Here is a 20,811-nt window from a genome sequence, read left to right as displayed (position 1 = left end):
GACATGGCACATCACCATCCCAAGTCGTCCGAAGGTTACGGGCCCGTCGGGCCTGCACCGAAGGATCACCAGGCGGTCTACACCACGCTGCATTTCGACAAGCCGTGGTCCTACGAGAACTACCTCAAGACGGGTGGTTACAGCGCGCTGCGCAAGATCATCGAAGACAGGATCCCGCCGGCCGACGTCGTCGAGATGGTCAAGCAGTCGGGCCTGCGCGGCCGCGGCGGCGCGGGCTTTCCGACCGGCCTGAAGTGGAGCTTCATGCCCAAGGGCGAGATGCAGAAGTACATCCTCTGCAACTCGGACGAATCCGAGCCCGGCACCGCCAAGGACCGCGACATCCTGCGCTACAACCCGCACGCGGTCATCGAGGGCATGGCGATCGCCTGTTACGCCACCGGTGCCGCCGTGGGCTACAACTACCTGCGCGGCGAGTTCCACCACGAGCCCTTCGAGCATCTGGAAGAGGCCACCGCCGAAGCCTACGCCAACGGTTGGCTGGGCAAGAACATCCTCGGCTCGGGCATCGACATCGACCTGTACAACGCGCTCGGCGCGGGCGCCTACATCTGCGGTGAGGAAACCGCGCTGATGGAATCGCTGGAAGGCAAGAAGGGCCAGCCGCGGTTCAAGCCGCCGTTCCCGGCCAACTTCGGCCTCTACGGCAAGCCGACGACGATCAACAACACCGAGACCTTCGCGTCCGTGCCGGCGATCGTGCGCAACGGCGCCGAGTGGTTCATGGGGCTGGGCAAGCCGAACAACGGCGGCTGCAAGATCTTCTCGGTCTCGGGTCACGTCGCCAGGCCGGGCAATCACGAGATCCGTCTCGGCACGCCGTTCGCCGAGCTGCTCGAGATGTGCGGCGGCATGCGCGAGGGTCGCACGATCAAGGGCGTGATCCCGGGCGGCTCGTCGATGCCGGTGCTGCCGGGCGAGACGATGATGGGCCTGACGATGGATTACGACGCGCTGCAGAAGGCCGGTTCCGGCCTCGGCTCGGGCGCGGTCATCGTGATGGACGACACCACCTGCATGGTGCGCGCGTGCCGTCGCATCGCCCGGTTCTACTACAAAGAAAGCTGCGGCCAGTGCACGCCCTGCCGAGAGGGCACGGGCTGGATGTACCGCATGCTCTGCCGCATCGCCGACCACACCGCCACGGTCGACGACCTGCAGATGCTGCGTGCCGCCGCCGGCCAGATCGAGGGCCACACGATCTGTGCATTCGGTGAAGCGGCCGCATGGCCGGTGCAGGGCTTCCTGCGTCACTTCTGGGACGAATTCGAGTACGCGATCGTGAACAAGCGCTTCCTCGTCGACGACCAGCGCAACGGCACCGTGGTGCCCAAGGCAGTCGCCGCATGAGCGCGCAACCCGTCAATCCGAACCTCCCGCCCGACCACGTCACCGTCTTCATCGACGGCGTCGAACTGGCCGCGCCCAAGGGTTCGATGATCATCCATGCCGCCGACAAGGCCGGCATTCCGATCCCGCGGTTCTGCTACCACGACAAGCTCGCCATCGCGGCCAACTGCCGGATGTGCCTGGTCGAAGTGGAAAAGATGCCCAAGCCCGCGCCGGCCTGCGCCACGCCGGTGATGGACGGCATGCAGGTCGTCACGCGCAGCGAGAAGGCACTGAAGTCGCAGCGCAACGTGATGGAGTTCCTGCTGATCAACCATCCGCTCGACTGCCCGATCTGCGACCAGGGCGGCGAGTGCGAGCTGCAGGATCTGTCGCTGGGCTACGGCCGTTCGGTCAGCCGCTTCGCCGAGCGCAAGCGCGTGGTCGCCGACGAGGATCTCGGTCCGCTGGTCGCCACCGAGATGACCCGCTGCATCCAGTGCACGCGCTGCGTGCGCTTCACGGCGGAAATCGCCGGCACCTACGAGCTGGGCGGCATGCAGCGCGGTGAGAACCTGCAGATCGGCACCTACGACGGCAAGCCCCTGACGACGGAGCTCTCGGGCAACGTCATCGACGTGTGCCCGGTGGGCGCGCTGACCAACAAGGTGTTCCGTTTCCGCGCGCGTCCGTGGGAACTGATCGCACGTGAATCGCTCGGCGGCCACGACGCGCTGGGCAGCAACCTGTTCCTGCATCTGCGCCGCGGCGACGTGATGCGCGCGGTGCCGCGCGACAACGAAGCCGTCAACGAGTGCTGGCTGTCGGATCGCGACCGCTGGTCCCATCAGGGCCTGTCGGCCGACGACCGCGCGCTGCATCCGCTGGTCAAGGACGGCGGCGAATGGCGGCAGGCCGCGTGGGACGAGGCGCTGGCACGTGCGGCGAAGATCCTGCGCGACAACCCGGCCGACGAACTCGGCATGCTGGTGCACCCTTCGACCTCGAACGAAGAGGGCGCGCTGCTGGCGCGTCTGGCCGAGGCGCTGGGCACGGGCAATCTCGATCACCGCATCGCACAGCGCGACCTGTCGGACGGCGCGATCGCCGAGCCGTTCGCGATGCCGGTCGCCGAACTCGACAAGGCCGATGCGATCCTGATCGTCGGCTCCAACCTGCGCCACGAGGTGCCGCTGCTGCACCAGCGCGTGCGTCAGGCCTGGCGCCGCGGCGCCAAGATTTATGTCGTCAATCCGGTCGATTTCGAATTCACCTTCGACCTCGCCGACAAGGCGATCGTGCCGCCGTCCAGGATCGCCGAGACGCTGCGCGTCGCCGAGCTGGGTGAAGCGCTGCGCGGCGCCAAGCACGCGGCGATCATCGTCGGTGGTCAGGCGGAAACCAGCGCCCACGCGGCCGACATCCGCAGCGCGGCTGCGGCGCTCGCCGCCGACACCGGGGCCGCCGTGTGCCGGATTCCGCAGGGCGCCAACGGCGTGGGCCTGTCGCGCCTCGGCGTGCTGCCGACCTCGCGCGATGCGAACGCCATGCTGGCCGAGCGTCGCAGCGCCTACGTGATCTACGGCATCGAGCCGGGCCTCGATTTCGCCGACCAGGCGAAGGCGATGCGGGCCCTCGGCGCAGCGCAGGTCGTGGCGTTCAGCCAGTTCGCCTGCCAGTCCACGCGTGCGATCGCCGACGTGATCCTGCCGATCGGCGCGCTGGCGGAAATCGATGCCACGTTGACCAACCTCGACGGCCGCGAGCAGCGTGCCGTGGCCGCGGGTCGCCTGCCGGGCGACGCCCGCGCCGGCTGGCGCGTGCTGCGTGCGCTGGGCGGTGAGCTCGGCGTCGCGGGCTTCGAGTTCACCGATCTCGAGGGGCTGCGTGCCGGCCTGGGCGCGCAGGCGGTCGACATCGCGCGTTCGAGCGCGCCGGTCGTCGATGGCGACGGCCTCGAACTCGCCGTGAGTCAGGCGATCTATCGCGTCGACGGTCTGACCCGCCGCGCAGCCGCGCTGCAGTCGCATCCGCTGACGCTGGGTCCGCGCGTCGTGCTGCATCCGGACGATGCGCGTATGCAGGGTATCGCCGACGGCGCGATGGCGAAGGTGTCCAATGCGGTGGGCACCGCGACGCTGCAGGTGGCGGTCGACGACCGCGTGGCGCCGGGCGCGGCATGGGTGGAATCGGGCTACGGGGCCACGGCGGCGCTGTCGGCCGGCAAGGTGAAGGTGGTGGCGGCATGAGTGCGACCAATACCGCGACGCTGCTCGGTGACGTCACCGCGCCGTTGCACGACTGGCTGATGTCGCTGGGCACGATCGGTCTGATCCTGTGGATCGTGCTGAAGATCCTGGTGATCGCGGTCCCGGTGATCCTCGCGGTCGCGTTCTACGTGGTCTGGGAGCGCAAGCTGCTGGGCTGGATGCACCAGCGCCACGGGCCGATGTACGTCGGCATGGGCGTCTTCCAGGCCTTCGCCGACGTCTTCAAGCTGCTGTTCAAGGAAGTCATCCAGCCGACCAACGCGCAGCGGGTGCTCTACATCCTGGCGCCGCTGATCACGCTGGCCCCGGCGTTCGCGGCGTGGGCGGTGGTGCCGTTCGACGCGCAGCTGGTCCTGTCGAATGCCAACGCCGGCCTGCTGTACCTGCTGGCGATGACCTCGCTGGGCATCTACGGCATCATCCTCGCCGGCTGGGCCTCGAACTCGAAGTACGCGTTCCTCGGTGCGATGCGCGCCTCGGCGCAGATGATCAGCTACGAGATCGCGATGGGCTTCGCGCTCGTCGGCGTGATGGTCGCCGCCGGCAGCCTCAATCTCACCGAGATCGTGATGGCGCAGTCGGGCAGCAAGGGCCTGTTCGAGTGGTTCTGGCTGCCACTGCTGCCGCTGTGCGTGATCTATTTCATCTCCGGCGTGGCCGAGACCAACCGCGCGCCGTTCGACGTCGTCGAGGGCGAATCGGAAATCGTCGCCGGCCACATGGTGGAGTATTCGGGATCGGCGTTCGCGCTGTTCTTCCTCGCCGAATACGCCAACATGATCCTGATCAGCTTCCTGGTCGCGATCTTCTTCCTCGGCGGCTGGCTGTCGCCGTTCCAGGGCCTCGGCATCCCGCTGCTGTCGGTCGACGGCTGGTGGTGGCTGTTCGCGAAGGTGTTCTTCTTCGCCAGCTGCTTCATCTGGTTCCGCGCCTCGTTCCCGCGCTACCGCTACGACCAGATCATGCGCCTGGGCTGGAAGGTCTTCATTCCGATCAGCATCTTCTGGATCGTGGTGACCGCGCTGATGGCGTATTACGGGATTTTCGAGGCGGGGCAGTCATGACCAAGTTCGTTTCCTGGTTCAGAAGCCTGCTGCTGCTCGAGCTGCTCGGCGGCATGGCGCTGACCTTCAAGTATCTGTTCCGCGACAAGTACACGCTGATGTACCCGATGGAAAAGACGCCGCAGTCGCCGCGGTTCCGCGGACTGCATGCGTTGCGCCGCTATCCCAACGGGGAAGAGCGCTGCATCGCGTGCAAGCTGTGCGAGGCGGTGTGCCCGGCGCTGGCGATCACCATCGACTCCGAGCAGCGCGAGGACGGCACCCGCCGCACCACGCGCTACGACATCGATCTGTTCAAGTGCATCTACTGCGGTTTTTGCGAGGAATCGTGCCCGGTGGACTCGATCGTCGAGACCCATCTGCACGAGTACCACTTCGAGAACCGCGGCGAGAACATCGTGACCAAGCCGCAGCTGCTGGCGATCGGTGACCGTCTCGAGGCCGAGATCGCCGAACGTCGCGCCGCCGACTCCGCGTACAGGTAAGTCATGAATTTCGACCTGATTGCATTTCTCGTCTTCGCCGCGATCACCGTGATGTCCGCGGTGGCGGTGATCAGTGCCCGCAACCCGGTGCACGCGGCGCTGTTCCTGGTGCTGACGTTCTTCTCCACGGCCTGCACCTGGCTGCTGGTCGGTGCCGAGTTCCTCGGCATCGCCCTGGTGCTGGTCTACGTCGGCGCGGTGATGGTGCTGTTCCTGTTCGTGGTGATGATGCTCGACATCGACGTCGCACCGCTGCGCGAGGGTTACGTGCGCTACCTGCCGGTCGGCCTGCTGGTCGCGGTGGTGATGCTGGTCGAGATCGTCACGCTGATCGGCGTGCGTGCGCGCATGGTGCCGTTCGGGCCGGACGTGGTGGACCAGGCGGGCGTGTCGAACACGGTGTGGATCGCGCGTCGTCTGTTCACCGACTTCCTGCTGCCGTTCGAAGTGGCGGCGGTCATCCTGACCGTCGCGGTGATCGCGGCGGTGATGCTGACACTGCGTCGCCGTCCGGGTGCCAAGCACCAGAATCCGGGGATGCAGGCGCGGGTGCGTGCGTCGGATCGCATGCGCGTGGTCAAGATGGAGCCGGTGCGTCCGGTGGCCGAGCCCCCGGCGGGCGCGGGCGAGGGAGAGACGAAATGACCGAGCTGTTCGGAACCGGCCTCGCGCTGGGCCATTACCTCGCGCTGGGCGCAGTGCTGTTCTGCATCAGCGTGGCGGGCATCTTCCTCAACCGGAAGAACGTGATCATCCTGCTGATGTCGATCGAGCTGATGCTGCTCGCGGTGAACATCAATTTCATCGCCTTCTCGCGCGAGTTCGGCGATGCCGCCGGGCAGATCTTCGTGTTCTTCATTCTCACCGTGGCTGCAGCCGAGGCCGCGATCGGCCTGGCGATCCTGGTCACGCTGTTCCGCAACCGGCGCACGATCAACGTCGCCGAACTCGACACGCTGAAGGGCTGACCCGGGCATGGAGTACACAATTTCCAAGGGCATCCTGATCGCGATCGTCCTGGCGCCGCTGCTGGGCTCGATCGTCGCCGGGCTGTTCGGCCGTCAGGTCGGCCGTGCCGGCGCGCATTCGGTGACCATCGCCGGTGTCGCGGTGAGCTGCGCGCTGTCGGTCTACACGCTGTGGCAGCTGATGCAGGGCGCGCCGGTGTTCAACGAGAACGTCTACACGTTCTTCGAGGTCGGCAACTACTCGGCGCACGTCGGCTTCCTGATCGACAACCTCACCGCGATGATGATGGTGGTGGTGACGTTCGTGTCGCTGCTGGTGCACGTCTACACCATCGGCTACATGGCCGAGGATCCGGGCTACCAGCGCTTCTTCAGCTACATCTCGCTGTTCACCTTCTCGATGTTGATGCTGGTGATGGGCAACAACTTCCTGCAGCTGTTCTTCGGCTGGGAAGCGGTGGGCCTGGTGTCGTACCTGCTGATCGGCTTCTGGTTCAAGAAGCCGACCGCGGTGTTCGCCAACATGAAGGCGTTCCTGGTCAATCGCGTCGGTGACTTCGGCTTCCTGCTCGGCATCGCCGGCGTGCTGTACTGGTTCGGCAGCCTCGACTACGCGACCGTGTTCGCCGCGGCCGACTCGACCATCGGCGGCGGCCAGACGATCGAGATCCTCACCGGCTTCGAGTGGTCGGTGGCGACCCTGGTCTGCATCTGCCTGTTCATCGGTGCGATGGGCAAGTCGGCCCAGGTGCCGCTGCACGTGTGGCTGCCCGACTCGATGGAAGGCCCGACCCCGATTTCGGCGCTGATCCACGCCGCGACGATGGTCACCGCGGGCATCTTCATGGTGGCGCGCATGTCGCCGCTGTTCGAACTGTCGGAAACCGCGCTGCAGTTCATCCTCTTCATCGGTGCGACCACGGCCTTCTTCACCGGCCTGATCGGCATCGTGCAGAACGACATCAAGCGCGTCGTCGCCTATTCCACGCTGTCGCAGCTGGGCTACATGACCGTCGCACTCGGCGTGTCCGCGTACTCGGCCGCGGTGTTCCACCTGATGACGCACGCCTTCTTCAAGGCGCTGCTGTTCCTGGCGGCGGGCTCGGTGATCATCGGCATGCACCACGAGCAGGACATGCGCAAGATGGGCGGCCTGCGCAAGTACATGCCGGTCACGTTCTGGACCAGCGTCATCGGCACGCTGGCCCTGGTCGGCACGCCGTTCTTCAGTGGCTTCTACTCCAAGGACACGATCATCGAGGCGGCCAAGTTCGCCCGCGAGGGTGGTGGCTGGGTCTACGAGTACGGCTACTGGTCGGTGCTGCTGGGCGCGTTCGTGACCTCGTTCTACAGCTTCCGCCTGCTGTACATGACCTACTTCGGCGCGGAGCGCTTCCGCGACGCGCACGCGTCGGACGTACACGCCGCGCACGATGCGCACGGCCAGGAAACCCACCATGAGCCGTTGCACGACGACGGCCACGGCCATGCGGTCGCCGCGACGGGTCACCACGATCACGCGCACGACGGCCACGGCCATCACGGCGTGCACGAGCCGCACGAGTCGCCCTGGGTGGTGACGCTGCCGTTGATCCTGCTGGCGATCCCGTCGATCCTGATCGGCTATTTCACTGCCGGTCCGATGCTGTTCGGCACCGACTGGACGGGGCATCACGAAATCCGCGGGTTCTTCGACGGCGTGATCACCGTGCTGGCGTCCAACGACGTGCTGGCGGCGTTGAAGGAGGAGCTGTGGCACGGCCCCGCGGCGTTCGCGATGCACGGCTTCGTCGCGCCGGCGTTCTGGCTCGTCGTCGCCGGCTTCGTGCTGGCCACGGTGATGTACTGGTGGAAGCCGGAGCTGCCGGCCAAGGCCGCGCGTGTATTCGCGATGCCGATCCGCGTGCTCGAGCGCAAGTACTACGCCGACGACCTGTGGATCGGTGGCTTCGCCGGCGGCGGCGTGGCGCTGGGCAAGCTGTCGCGCATTTTCGACACCAAGGTCATCGACGGCCTGTTCGTGAACGGATCGGCGCGGGTGGTCGACCTGGTCTCGGGCGTCATCCGCCGGCTGCAGTCCGGTGCCCTCTACCACTATGCATTCGCGATGATCGTCGGCCTGATCGTGTTGTTGGCCCTCCTCATCAAGTACTGGCGTTGACGGAACTCCCTACGTGTCGAACTGGCCTCTCCTCAGTCTCCTGATCTGGCTGCCGATTCTCGGCGGTGCGCTCGTGCTCGCGTTGGGCGAACGTCGCGCCGACGCGGCGCGCTGGGTGTCGCTCGCGTTCGCGCTGCTGGTCTTCGTGCTCAGCATCCCGTTGCTCACCGGTTTCGACTACGCCAATGCCGGGCTGCAGTTCCTGGAGCGGCGGGAGTGGATCCCGGCGTTCAACATCGAGTACCACCTGGGCGCGGACGGCATTTCGGTCGCACTGATCGTGCTGACCACGCTGACCACCGCGCTGGTGCTGATCGGCGCCTGGACGTCGGTGACCAAGCGGGTGTCGCAGTACTTCGCGGCGATGCTGATCCTTGAGGGCATGATGATCGGCGTGTTCTGCGCCGTGGACGCGATGCTGTTCTACGTGTTCTTCGAGGCGATGCTGATCCCGATGTTCATCATCATCGGTGTCTGGGGCGGTCCGCGCCGCGTCTACGCGTCGGTGAAGTTCTTCCTGTACACGTTCCTCGGCTCGGTCTTCATGCTGGTCGCGCTGATCTACCTGTACATGCAGGCCGGCAGCTGGCAGTTGCCCGATCTGTATGCGCTGCGCCTGTCGTCGACGGAACAGATGTGGATCTTCTTCGCGTTCCTGGCCGCGTTCGCGGTCAAGGTGCCGATGTTCCCGGTGCACACCTGGTTGCCGGATGCCCACGTCGAGGCGCCGACCGGCGGCTCTGTGATCCTGGCGGCGATCATGCTGAAGATCGGTGGCTACGGCTTCCTGCGCTTCAACCTGCCGATCACCCCCGACGCCGGCCACGAGTGGGCGTGGCTGGTCATCGGCCTGTCGCTGATCGCGATCGTCTATGTCGGCCTGGTGGCGCTGGTCCAGCAGGACATGAAGAAGCTGGTCGCGTACTCGTCCGTGTCGCACATGGGGTTCGTGACCCTCGGCGTGTTCATCGCCTTCGCGCTGATGCGTGACGTCGGTGCCGGCGACGCCGCGCGGCTCGGCCTGCAGGGCGCGATGGTGCAGATGGTCTCGCACGGCTTCATCTCCGGCGCGATGTTCTCCTGTATCGGCATCCTCTACGACCGCATGCACACGCGCATGATCAAGGATTACGGCGGGGTCGCGAACGTGATGCCGTGGTTCGCGGCGTTCTACGTCCTGTTCGCGATGGCCAACTCCGGCCTGCCGGGCACCTCGGGCTTCGTCGGCGAATTCATGGTCATCCTGGCCGCGTTCCAGAGCCACCCGCTGATCGCGTTCTTCGCGGCGATGACGCTGATCATCGGCGCGGCCTACACGCTGTGGCTGGTCAAGCGCGTGCTCTACGGCGAAGTGGCCAATGCGCACGTCGCGGCGCTCAAGGACATCAACGCGCGCGAGGCGCTGGTGCTGGGCGTGTTCGCTGCCGGTACGCTGCTGATCGGCGTGTATCCCAAGCCGCTGACCGACCTGATGGAGCCCTCCATCGCGCAACTGGCGAACCTGATCGCCGCAAGCAAGCTTTAAGGATCCCGTCGCGATGATTTCCGCTCCGATGACGCCCCCCGTCCGCACGCTGGCCGAACTCGGGCCGATCGTGCCCGAGCTGTTCGTGGTGCTGGGCGCGTTCGCCCTGTTGATGCTCGACCTGTTCATCGATCCGCGCCGCCGGATCATCACCCATGTGCTGGCCGTGGCCGTGTTGCTGGGTGCGGCGGTGATGATCGCCATGGGCGTGGGCGGGCAGGGCAGTACGCTGGCCGACATGTTCGTGCGTGACGCCGGTGCGGATCTGCTGAAGATCACCGGCCTCGCCGTGGCGGCGATCGCGCTGGGCTATGCCTGGGCCTATCTGCGCGAGCGCGACCTGTACCAGGGCGAGATTCCGGTGCTGTTCCTGTTCACCGCGGCCGGCATGATGCTGCTGGTCTCGGCCAACAACCTCACCATGGTCTACGTCGGCCTGGAGCTGCTGGCGCTGTGTTCGTACGCGCTGGTGGCCTGCGACCGCGACAACCCGCTGTCGTCGGAGGCGGCGATGAAGTATTTCGTGCTGGGCGCGCTGGCCTCGGGCATGCTGCTGTTCGGCATGTCGCTGGTCTACGGTGCGACCGGCACGCTGTCGCTGCCCGCCATCCACGATGCGATCGTCGGCATCGGCGGCGACAACCGCGTCCTGCTGCTGACCGGCATGGTGTTCCTGGTGGTGGGCATCGCGTTCAAGTTCGGCGCCGCGCCGTTCCACATGTGGCTGCCCGACACCTACCACGGTGCGCCGACGGCGATCACCGCCTTCGTGAGCTCGGTGCCCAAACTCGCCGCATTCGGCATGACCTGGCGTCTGCTGGAGACGGCGCTCGGCCCGGTGTTCGAACAGACCCAGCTGCTGCTGGCGCTGCTGGCCGCGCTGTCGCTGGTGGTGGGCAACCTGTTCGCGATCGCGCAGACCAACCTCAAGCGCATGCTCGCCTACTCGACGATCTCGCATGTCGGCTTCCTGTTCCTCGGTCTCGCCGGCGGCGGTCCCGACGGCTACGCGGCGGCGATGTTCTACGCCATCAGCTACGCGATCATGTCGGTGGCCGCGTTCGGTGCGATCGTCATGCTGTCGCGCAAGGGCTTCGAGGCCGAGCACATCGACGACTACAAGGGCCTGAACCAGCGCAGTCCGTGGATGGCCGGCCTGGTGCTGTGCATCATGGCCTCGCTGGCCGGCGTGCCGCCGTTCCTCGGCTTCTGGGCCAAGCTGGTGGTGCTCCAGGGCGCGCTGCAGGGTGACCTGCTGTGGCTGGCCATCGTCGGCATCGTGTTCGCGGTCATCGGCGCGTTCTATTACCTGCGCGTGATCAAGGTCATGTACTTCGACGCGCCCGACGCCGCGCCGATGAGCCAGCGGCCGGGCACGGCGCTGCGCGCGGTGTTCGGCGTGAACGCGCTCGCGCTGCTCGGCCTCGGCCTGTTCTGGAGCCCGCTGATGGCGTGGTGCCAGCAGGCGTTCGGCGCCTGATTCCGGCATCGGCTGGTAATCCATCCGGCATCTGGTTAAGATGCGCGCCCGGTCGCTGCGACATCGCGACCGGGAGAGGTTCGAGGGATGCGGAATCGCCCGAACCGCTTGCATCATCGAAGAGAAATCTTCATAATTCCGCTTCTGATGCGGGGTGGAGCAGTCTGGCAGCTCGTCGGGCTCATAACCCGAAGGTCGCAGGTTCAAATCCTGCCCCCGCTACCATATTTTTCGCGGTATCCACGGAGCGCCCACAAGGCGTTCCGTTGCGGAAAGTCTGGGCTTTGCCGAAGCTCCTGCTTCGCTTCGGCGCCGACATCCAGTGGTATCGGACAAGGGGCCCATCGGGCCCTTTGTCGTTTTCCACGATCGGAGAACGCCGGGCCTTCGGGCAGGGCGGTGACCCCGCGCGGCGGGGTCGACCACGCGCGATACCGGACACGCAATGGACGAGGAACCAGGTGGCGGACAAGGCGACACAACTGACGGAACTGCTCGCGCCGACGGTCGAGGCCCTCGGGCTCGAGTTGCTGGGCATCGAGTACCTGCCCGCGCCGGGCGGCGCGGTGGTGCGCCTGTACATCGACGTGCCCGCGGGTCATGACGCGGCGGCGATCGAGGCCGGCACCCCGCAGGGCGTGACGATCGAGCATTGCGAAGCGGTCAGCCGCGAGGTTTCGGCGCAACTCGACGTCGAGGACCCGATCAGCGGCAACTACACGCTGGAAGTCTCCTCGCCGGGCGTCGACCGTCCGCTGTTCGGCCCGGCCCAGTTCGCGCGCTTCACCGGCGAGACCGTCAAGGTCGGCCTGAAGCTGCCGCAGGAGGGACGTCGTCGCCTGACCGCACGCATCGTCTCGGTCGATGGCGAGTCGGTGACCTTCGATCTCGACGGCACGCCGTTCGTCGCGCAGGTCGACAACATCGACAAGGCCCGCATCGTGCCCGACTGGGCCGCCCTCGGGCTGGCGCCGTCGAAGGACAAGAAAGAGAACGGCCGCGCCACCGGCGCGTCCCGCAAGGCCAACCACACACCACGTGACAACAAGCGGTCCGACGATCCGTCGGCCGGTGCGGAGTGAATGAAAAGATGAGCAAGGAACTGTTGCTGGTCGTCGATGCGGTCGCCAACGAGAAGGGCGTGCCGGAGTCCGTGATCCTCGAGGCCATCGAGGCCGCGCTGGCCACGGCCGCGAAGAAGCGTTACGCCGAGCAGGACGTGCTGACCCGCGTCGCGATCGACCCGAAGGACGGCAGCTACGAGACGTTCCGCCGCTGGGAAGTGGTGGCCGACGACGTCGTCATGGAATCGCCCGACCGGCAGATCCGGATGATGGACGCGGTCGAGGAAGCCGACGGCGTCGAGATCGGCGATTACATCGAAGAGCAGATCGAGAACGTCGACTTCGGCCGCATCGCCGCCCAGGCCGCCAAGCAGGTCATCGTGCAGCGCGTGCGCGAGGCCGAGCGCCAGCAGGTGGTCGATGCGTGGAAGGACCGCGTCGGCGAGCTGGTGACCGGCGTGGTCAAGCGCGTGGAGCGCGGCAACGTCTACGTCGATCTCGGCGGCAACGCCGAGGCGCTGATCCAGAAGGACAAGGCGATTCCGCGCGACGTCGTGCGCGCCGGTGACCGCATCCGCGGCTATCTGTACGACGTGCGCAGCGAGCCCCGCGGGCCGCAGCTGTTCATCAGCCGCGCCGCCCCCGAGTTCATGATGGAGCTGTTCAAGCTCGAAGTGCCGGAAGTCGGCCAGGGCCTGGTCGAGATCAAGGCCTGCGCGCGCGATCCGGGCGATCGCGCCAAGATCGCCGTGGTCGCCTACGACACCCGCACCGATCCCATCGGCGCCTGCATCGGCATGCGCGGCTCGCGCGTGCAGGCGGTGAGCAACGAGCTCAACGGTGAACGCGTCGACATCGTGCTGTGGTCGGACAATCCGGCGCAGTTCGTCATCAACGCGATGGCGCCGGCCGAGGTGCAGTCGATCGTCGTCGACGAGGACAAGCACTCGATGGACCTGGCGGTGGCCGAGGACAAGCTCGCCCAGGCGATCGGCAAGGGCGGCCAGAACGTGCGCCTGGCCAGCCGCCTGGCAGGCTGGCAGCTCAACGTGATGACCCAGGACCAGGTCACCGCCAAGTCGGAAGCCGAGCAGGCCGCCGCGCGCCAGCTGTTCATGGACAAGCTGGAGGTCGACGAGGAAATCGCCGGCATCCTGGTCACCGAGGGCTTCGGCACGGTCGAGGAAATCGCCTATGTGCCGGTCGGCGAACTGCTGGCGGTCGAGGGCTTCGACGAGGACATCGTCGAGGAACTGCGTTCCCGCGCCCGCGACGCGCTGCTCAACGACGCGCTCGCGGTCGAAGAGGAAGCCGACGAGCACGCGCCGACCCAGGATCTGCTCGAACTCGAGGGCATGGACGACGAGACCGCGTTCGCGCTGGCCTCGCACGGCGTGCGCACCAGCGAGGATCTGTCCGACCTGGGTGCCGACGAGGTGATGGAGTTCGGTATCGAAGGGCTCGACGAAGCCCGCGCCGCCGCGCTGATCCTGGCCGCACGTGCCGAAGAGATCGCGCGCCTGGAGCGGGAAGGCTGACGGGTCCGCGGGGCCGGTGCGACGCACCGGCATCGACGCGGCCGCCCGCCACGGATGACGATCCACGCCGGAACGAATCCCATGCAGCGGTAGAATGACAAATCCACTGCGCCCCGCACTTCGCGGCGGCGCGCAAGGAATCGGAATCACGAATGTCGCAACAAACCACCATCCGCAAGCTGGCCGCACTGGTGAATACGCCGGTCGAGAAACTGCTTGAGCAGCTGTCCGAGGCGGGCATGCAGTTCAGCGATCCCGATCAGGTCGTCACGAGCGCGGAAAAGCTGAAGCTGCTCGGATTCCTCAAGCGCGCGCACGGCAAGAGCGATGCGCCGGTCGAGGAAATCGCCGCGCCCAAGAAGATCACCCTCAACCGCAGCCGCAAGCAGGAGCTGACGGTCGGCGGCGGCAAGAACCGCCAGACGGTCGACGTGGTCGTGCGCAAGAAGGTCACGCTCAGCCGCCCGGTCGAAGGCGCGGCGGTGGACCCCGATGCCGAGCGCGCCGAGATCCTGCGCAAGCTCGAGGAATCGCGGCAGAAGAACCTGTCCGAACAGCAGCGGCTGGCGGAGGAAGACAAGCGCCGGGCCGACGAGGCCGAGCAGCGTCGTCTCGACGCCGAGGCCGAAGCCGAGCGGCTGCGTCAGGCGGCTGCGGCGGCGGTGGTTGTGCCCGACGAGGCCGACCCGGCCGCCGTGCGTCGCACGCCGGGCCATGGCCACGGCCACAAGCCGCCGGCGGCGGCACGCGCCGACGACCGCGGCGCCGCTGCGGCCAAGCCCAAGGCCAATCGGGGTTCGCACGCGATGGTGGCCGGCGTCGAGGACGACGACAGCACCGCACGTTTCGCCGGCCAGCTGCATCTGAGCGCGTCCGACCGTGCGCGTCGCAGCAGCACGCGCGGCAAGCCCGTGCGCGGCCCGCAGCGTCGCGGCAGCGCGCCGTCGCGCAGCGGCGGCGGCCCCCACGGCTTCGAGCGCCCCACGGCGCCGGTGCTGCGCGAGGTCGCGATCGGTGATGCGATCACCGTGGCCGATCTCGCCCAGAAGCTGGCGATGAAGGGCGGCGACGTGGTCAAGGCGCTGTTCAAGATGGGCGTCATGGCGACCATCACCCAGTCGATCGATCACGACACCGCGGTGCTCGTCGTCGAGGAACTGGGCCACACCGCGGTGCGCGCCGACGCCGATGACGCCGAGAGCGAGCTGATCGCGCACGTGGGCGAGGCCCAGGGCGAGCAGGTCGTCCGTCCGCCCGTGGTCACGATCATGGGTCATGTCGACCACGGCAAGACCTCGTTGCTCGACTACATCCGCCGCACCAAGGTGGCCTCGGGCGAAGCCGGTGGCATCACCCAGCACATCGGCGCGTATCACGTCGAGACCGACAAGGGCGTCATCAGCTTCCTCGACACCCCGGGCCACGCGGCCTTCACCTCGATGCGCGCGCGCGGCGCCAAGCTCACCGACATCGTGGTGCTGGTGGTCGCGGCCGACGACGGCGTGATGCCGCAGACGGCCGAAGCGATCCAGCATGCGAAGGCGGCCAAGGTGCCGCTGATCGTCGCGATCAACAAGATCGACAAGTCCGGCGCCGATCCGTCGCGCGTCAAGAACGAACTGCTCGAGCACGACGTGGTCGCCGAGGATTTCGGTGGCGACACCCAGGTGGTGGAGCTCTCGGCCAAGACCGGTGACGGCGTCGACGATCTGCTCGATGCGATCTCGCTGCAGTCCGAAGTGCTGGAACTGCGCGCCGTCGCGGAAGGCCGCGCCAGCGGTACGGTCATCGAGTCCTCGCTCGACAAGGGCCGCGGCCCGGTCGCGACCGTGCTGGTCCAGCAGGGCCTGCTGGCGCGCGGTGACTATCTGGTCTGCGGCATCCAGTACGGCCGCGTGCGTGCGCTGTTCGACGAGACCGGTCAGCAGGTGCAGTCGGCGGGCCCGTCGATTCCCGTGCAGGTGCTCGGCTTGTCCGGCGTGCCGGAGGCGGGCGACGATTTCGTCGTCGTCGCCGACGAGCGTCTGGCCAAGGAAGTCGCCCAGCAGCGCGAGACCAAGCGTCGCGAGACGCGTCTGGTGCAGGCCGCGGGCAACCGCATGGAAGACATCATGGCGCAGATGGGTCAGGCCGAGCAGCAGCTGTCGCTCAACCTGGTCATCAAGGCCGACGTGCAGGGTTCGGTGGAGGCGCTGCGTCAGGCCCTGACCGCGCTGTCGAACGAGCAGATCCGGATCAACATCATCGTGGCCGGCGTCGGCGGCATCACCGAATCGGACGCCAACTCGGCAGCCGCGGCGAAGGCGACGATCATCGGCTTCAACGTGCGTGCCGACGCGTCGGCACGCAAGGTGATCGAGAACAGCGCGCTCGACCTGCGCTACTTCTCGGTGATCTACGACGTGATCGACCAGGTCAAGCAGGTCGCCTCCGGCATCCTGGGCATGGAGATCCGCGAGGAGATCATCGGCATCGCCCAGGTCCGCGACGTGTTCCGCAGCTCCAAGTTCGGCGCCGTCGCCGGCTGTATGGTCGTCGAGGGCGTGGTCAAGCGCTCCAAGCCGATCCGTGTGCTGCGCGACAACACCGTGGTGTTCGAAGGCGAGCTGGAATCGCTGCGCCGCTTCAAGGAGAACGTCGACGAAGTGCGCAACGGCACCGAGTGCGGCATCGGCGTGAAGGCCTACAACGACGTCAAGGCCGGCGACCAGATCGAATGCTTCGAGCGTATCGAGGTGCAGCGGACGCTGTAAGCGTCCGCGGTGATTCGTGGATCGGTGATTCGTGATTCGTGAGAGCGGGTCACGGCACCGAGACGAATCGCTTGATCGGAAGGCACCCTCGAATCACTCATTACGAATCACCAATCACGTGCCCACCAAATCCTTCCACCGCACCGACCGCGTCTCCGCCCAGCTCCGCCGCGAGCTCGGCACGCTCGTGCGCGAGGCGGTGTCCGAACACGGCCTGCCGTCGGTCAGCGTGTCCGACGTCGAGGTCACCCGCGACATGGCCCACGCCAAGGTCTTCGTGACCGCGCTGCAGTCCGAGCGTTCGGCCGAAGCCGTCAAGGGCCTGAAGGCCGTCGCGCACGAGATCCGCTTCCGCCTCGCACGCGCGGTCAAGCTGCGCCACGTGCCGGAACTGCATTTCCACTACGACGATTCCGTCGACCGCGGCGAGCGCATCGACCACCTGTTGCGCGATGTCGGCGACGCCTCCGCCGACTGACGACGGCGCGTCCTCCGGCGCGGTACCGCCGCGCGCGCGTGCCAGACGCCGGCAGTCGGACCGCCCGCGCACGCAGTTACGCAAGCTCGACGGCATCCTGCTGCTCGACAAGCCGCGCGGCATGAGTTCGAACCAGGCGCTGCAGCGTGTGCGACACCTGTTCCGCGCCGAGAAGGGCGGCCATACCGGCAGCCTGGATCCACTCGCCACCGGCCTGCTGCCGGTGTGCTTCGGCGAGGCGACCAAGATCGCCGGCGGTCTGCTCGGCGCCCGCAAGGCCTACACCACCGTCGCCCGCCTGGGGCAGGTGACCGATACCGACGATGCGGACGGCGAGGTGCTGCGCGAGCGGCCGGTGCCGGCGCTCACCCTCGAGACGCTCGACGCCGCTCTGTCGCAGCTCGTCGGCCGCATTTCGCAGCGTCCGCCGATCTATTCCGCGCTCAAGCGCGGCGGCGAGCCGCTGTACGCCAAGGCCCGGCGCGGCGAACCCGTCGAGGTCGAGACCCGTCCGGTGGACGTGCACGCCTTCGAGCTGCAGTCGGCCGCCGACCTGCTCGACGGCGTGCTCGAACCGGGCGGCGCGCCGCAGCTGCGCCTGCACGTCGAATGCGGCTCGGGCACCTACGTCCGCAGCCTGGTGCGCGACCTCGGGGAGCTTCTGGGCTGCGGCGCGCACGTGGCCGAGCTGCGCCGGCTGTGGGTGGACCCGTTCCGGGACCCGCGCATGTGGACGCTCGAGGACCTGCAGGCCCTGGCCGCGCGCAGCGAGCGTGGGCTCGACGCCTGCCTGCTCGACATCGAGGCCGGCATGCTGGCCTGGCCGGCGGTGCACGTCGACGCGCGGCAGGCGGCCCGGCTGCAGAACGGCCAGGACGTGCCGGGGCCGTTCACCCCGACGGGCGAGGTCGCGATCTTCGGTCCGGGCGGTCTCGCCGAGGGGCTGGGCCGGGTCACGGCCGAGGGGCGTCTGGGACCGCAACGCATGTTCCGGCGCGCGGGGGCCGCGCAAGTCTGAATGGCCCGCCTTGTCCGGCACCCGGGCAAGCGGTACACTTTCGCCGCCTTTTTTCCAGGCACACGCAACTCCAATCCACAGGCGGTCCGGGCGGTACGCGACGGTTGATACGACAGGTCGCGGTCTTCTGCGGGACGCGCGTCAAGAGAACCGAAATGACCAGCACGATCGACAACAGCAAGATCATCGAAGACCACAAGCGCGGCGAAAACGACACCGGCTCCCCGGAAGTCCAGGTCGCCCTGCTGACCGCACGCATCGTGCACCTGACCGAACACTTCAAGACGCACAAGAAGGACCACCACAGCCGTCGTGGCCTGCTGATGATGGTCAACCGTCGTCGCAGCCTGCTCGACTATCTGCACCGGAAGGATGCGGACCGCTACAAGGCCCTGATCGAGAAGCTCGGCCTGCGTCGCTAAGACTGACACCCACCGCGGCGCAGAAATGCGCCGCGGTTCTTTTTAGGGCGTGGCAGCGTCCGCCCGGTCGGGGCATGGGTTCCGCACCGGTTCATCGCAAGAGACATCAAGGAATTCAACGTGGCGAAAGTGACAAAGAGCTTCCAGTTCGGTAACCACACGGTGACGCTCGAGACCGGCGAGATCGCGCGCCAGGCCGGCGGTGCCGTCATGGTGTCGTGCGAGGGCACCCAGGTGCTGGTCACCGCGGTGGCCAACAAGACCGCACGCGAAGGGCAGGATTTCTTCCCCCTGACCGTGGACTACCAGGAGAAGTTCTACGCCGGCGGCCGCATCCCGGGCGGCTTCTTCAAGCGTGAAGGTCGCGCCACCGAGAAGGAAACGCTGACCTCGCGCCTGATCGACCGTCCGATCCGCCCGCTGTTCCCGGACGGCTTCCGCAACGAAGTCCAGATCATCGCCACCGTGATGTCGATGAACCCCGAGATCGACGGCGACATCCTCGCCCTGATCGGTGCCTCGGCCGCGCTGTCGCTCTCGGGCGCGCCGTTCGACGGCCCGATCGGCGCCGCCAAGGTCGGCTACAAGGACGGCCAGTACCTGCTGAACCCGACCGTGACCGAGCTGAAGGATTCGGACCTCGAGCTCGTCGTCGCCGGCACCGCGAATGCCGTGCTGATGGTCGAATCCGAAGCCCGCGAACTGTCGGAAGAGGTGATGCTGGGCGCGGTGATGTTCGGCCACAAGCAGATGCAGGTCGCGATCGAGACGATCAACGCCCTTGTCGCCGAGGCCGGCAAGCCGAAGTGGGAGTGGACCGCGCCGGCCGCCAACGAAGGCCTGATCTCCACGCTGCGCAGCGCGATCGGCGAGCAGCTCGCCGGCGCCTTCCAGGTGCGTGACAAGCTCGAGCGCAAGGACGCGATCTCCAAGGTCAAGAAGGCGATCCTCGAAGCCCTGCAGCCGCACGCGGAGGCCAATGCCTGGTCGAGCAGCGAGCTGTCGAAGGAATTCGGCGAGCAGGAATACCAGACCATGCGCAACTCGGTCCTCAAGACCAAGGTGCGCATCGACGGCCGCGCGCTCGACACCGTGCGTCCGATCACCTCGAAGGTCGGCATCCTGCCGCGCGTCCACGGCTCCTCGCTGTTCACCCGCGGCGAAACCCAGGCCATCGTCGCGGTCACGCTGGGCACCGCCCGCGACGGCCAGATCATCGATTCGGTCGCCGGCGAGTACAAGGAGCACTTCCTGTTCCACTACAACTTCCCCCCGTACTCGGTCGGCGAAGCCGGTCGCATGATGGGTCCGAAGCGCCGCGAAATCGGCCACGGGCGCCTCGCCAAGCGCGGCGTGCTGGCCGTGATGCCGACGATGGAAGAGTTCCCGTACACGATCCGCGTCGTGTCGGAGATCACCGAGTCGAACGGCTCCTCGTCGATGGCCTCGGTCTGCGGTTCCTCGCTGGCGCTGATGGACGCGGGCGTGCCGATCAAGGCACCGGTCGCCGGCATCGCGATGGGTCTGGTGAAGGAAGGCGACGAGTTCGTCGTGCTGTCGGACATCCTGGGTGACGAAGATCACCTCGGCGACATGGACTTCAAGGTCGCCGGTACCACGAACGGCATCTCGGCGCTGCAGATGGACATCAAGATCCAGGGCATCACCGAGGAAATCATGCGCGTCGCGCTGGCCCAGGCCAAGCAGGGCCGCCTGCACATCCTCAACGAGATGAGCAGCGCGCTGACCACGCCGCGTTCGGAACTCAGCGAGTTCGCGCCGCGCCTGATCACGATCAAGATCCACCCCGACAAGATCCGCGAAGTGATCGGCAAGGGCGGTTCGGTCATCCAGGCGATCACCAAGGAGACCGGCACCCAGATCGACATCCAGGACGACGGCACGATCACGATTGCGTCGGTCAACGGCGCTGCCGGCCAGGCCGCGAAGTCGCGCATCGAGCAGATCACCTCCGACGTCGAGCCGGGCCGCATCTACGAGGGCAAGGTCGTCAAGCTGATGGACTTCGGTGCATTCGTGACGATCTCCCCCGGCAAGGACGGCCTGGTCCACGTGTCGCAGATTTCCAACGAGCGCGTCGAGAAGGTCGGCGACGTGCTCAAGGAAGGCGACGTGGTCAAGGTCAAGGTGCTGGAAGTCGACAAGCAGGGCCGCATCCGCCTGTCGATGAAGGCCGTCGCCGAAGGCGAGGGCACGCCGGCCGAGTGATCGCCG

Annotated in this window: 16 protein-coding genes and 1 tRNA gene; all 17 read left to right on the top strand. The window is 67.0% G+C overall.

Going from position 1 to position 20,811, the window contains the following annotated elements; genetic code table 11:
• Window positions 1-3 precede the first annotated feature (3 nt).
• The 17 genes from nuoF (at window position 4) to pnp (ending at window position 20,805) form a co-directional block, all read left to right on the top strand.
• Window positions 4-1,371: an NADH-quinone oxidoreductase subunit NuoF gene (gene nuoF / locus PQS31_RS02740; RefSeq protein ID WP_272761136.1), complete on the top strand. Its 1,368-nt coding sequence runs from the start codon at window positions 4-6 to the stop codon at window positions 1,369-1,371.
• A complete protein-coding gene (nuoG, locus tag PQS31_RS02735) occupies window positions 1,368-3,599 on the top strand; it encodes an NADH-quinone oxidoreductase subunit NuoG (protein WP_272761135.1) in 2,232 nt (743 codons plus the stop codon). Before nuoF ends, nuoG begins: the two co-directional genes overlap by 4 nt.
• Window positions 3,596-4,684 (top strand): NADH-quinone oxidoreductase subunit NuoH, encoded by a 1,089-nt coding sequence (gene nuoH, locus PQS31_RS02730; RefSeq protein WP_272761134.1) that lies wholly within the window; start codon window positions 3,596-3,598, stop codon window positions 4,682-4,684. Before nuoG ends, nuoH begins: the two co-directional genes overlap by 4 nt.
• Window positions 4,681-5,169: an NADH-quinone oxidoreductase subunit NuoI gene (gene nuoI, locus PQS31_RS02725; protein ID WP_272761133.1), complete on the top strand. Its 489-nt coding sequence runs from the start codon at window positions 4,681-4,683 to the stop codon at window positions 5,167-5,169. The genes nuoH and nuoI overlap by 4 nt, the downstream gene beginning before the upstream one ends.
• Before the next feature lie 3 nt (window positions 5,170-5,172).
• On the top strand, window positions 5,173-5,814 hold the full coding sequence (locus tag PQS31_RS02720) for an NADH-quinone oxidoreductase subunit J (RefSeq protein WP_272761132.1): 642 nt from the start codon (window positions 5,173-5,175) through the stop codon (window positions 5,812-5,814).
• Window positions 5,811-6,137 (top strand): NADH-quinone oxidoreductase subunit NuoK, encoded by a 327-nt coding sequence (nuoK, locus tag PQS31_RS02715; RefSeq protein WP_096210023.1) that lies wholly within the window; start codon window positions 5,811-5,813, stop codon window positions 6,135-6,137. The genes PQS31_RS02720 and nuoK overlap by 4 nt, the downstream gene beginning before the upstream one ends.
• 7 nt (window positions 6,138-6,144) lie before the next feature.
• Window positions 6,145-8,298 carry an NADH-quinone oxidoreductase subunit L gene (nuoL, locus tag PQS31_RS02710; protein ID WP_272761131.1) on the top strand — a complete coding sequence of 718 codons (2,154 nt, stop codon included), beginning with the start codon at window positions 6,145-6,147 and terminating at the stop codon, window positions 8,296-8,298.
• A gap of 13 nt (window positions 8,299-8,311) precedes the next feature.
• The gene (locus tag PQS31_RS02705) at window positions 8,312-9,823 is read left to right on the top strand and encodes an NADH-quinone oxidoreductase subunit M (protein WP_272761130.1); all 1,512 of its coding nucleotides are present in this window, start codon (window positions 8,312-8,314) and stop codon (window positions 9,821-9,823) included.
• A gap of 13 nt (window positions 9,824-9,836) precedes the next feature.
• Window positions 9,837-11,303, top strand: a complete 1,467-nt coding sequence (gene nuoN, locus PQS31_RS02700) for an NADH-quinone oxidoreductase subunit NuoN (protein WP_272761129.1) — start codon at window positions 9,837-9,839, stop codon at window positions 11,301-11,303.
• Window positions 11,304-11,451: 148 nt separating this feature from the next.
• Window positions 11,452-11,528: transfer RNA gene (locus PQS31_RS02695), tRNA-Met, on the top strand.
• 59 nt (window positions 11,529-11,587) lie between these two features.
• On the top strand, window positions 11,588-12,385 hold the full coding sequence (gene rimP / locus PQS31_RS02690; protein ID WP_272761128.1) for a ribosome maturation factor RimP: 798 nt from the start codon (window positions 11,588-11,590) through the stop codon (window positions 12,383-12,385).
• A gap of 8 nt (window positions 12,386-12,393) precedes the next feature.
• Complete coding sequence (gene nusA / locus PQS31_RS02685; protein WP_272761127.1) at window positions 12,394-13,905, top strand: transcription termination factor NusA; 1,512 nt, start codon at window positions 12,394-12,396, stop codon at window positions 13,903-13,905.
• A 152-nt stretch (window positions 13,906-14,057) separates the two neighbouring features.
• Window positions 14,058-16,658: a translation initiation factor IF-2 gene (gene infB, locus PQS31_RS02680; protein WP_272761126.1), complete on the top strand. Its 2,601-nt coding sequence runs from the start codon at window positions 14,058-14,060 to the stop codon at window positions 16,656-16,658.
• 118 nt (window positions 16,659-16,776) lie between these two features.
• Window positions 16,777-17,136, top strand: coding sequence for a 30S ribosome-binding factor RbfA (gene rbfA, locus PQS31_RS02675; RefSeq protein WP_272761125.1), 360 nt, complete (start codon window positions 16,777-16,779; stop codon window positions 17,134-17,136).
• On the top strand, window positions 17,111-18,154 hold the full coding sequence (truB, locus tag PQS31_RS02670) for a tRNA pseudouridine(55) synthase TruB (RefSeq protein WP_272761124.1): 1,044 nt from the start codon (window positions 17,111-17,113) through the stop codon (window positions 18,152-18,154). The genes rbfA and truB overlap by 26 nt, the downstream gene beginning before the upstream one ends.
• Before the next feature lie 155 nt (window positions 18,155-18,309).
• Complete coding sequence (rpsO, locus tag PQS31_RS02665) at window positions 18,310-18,576, top strand: 30S ribosomal protein S15 (protein ID WP_096210031.1); 267 nt, start codon at window positions 18,310-18,312, stop codon at window positions 18,574-18,576.
• A gap of 120 nt (window positions 18,577-18,696) precedes the next feature.
• Window positions 18,697-20,805: a polyribonucleotide nucleotidyltransferase gene (gene pnp / locus PQS31_RS02660; protein ID WP_272761123.1), complete on the top strand. Its 2,109-nt coding sequence runs from the start codon at window positions 18,697-18,699 to the stop codon at window positions 20,803-20,805.
• Window positions 20,806-20,811 lie beyond the last annotated feature (6 nt).

This window comes from Luteimonas sp. BLCC-B24 (assembly GCF_028550595.1).
GTDB lineage: Bacteria > Pseudomonadota > Gammaproteobacteria > Xanthomonadales > Xanthomonadaceae > Luteimonas.
Note: the sequence above shows the minus strand (reverse complement) of the source record. Positions and strands in the feature narration are given on the sequence as shown.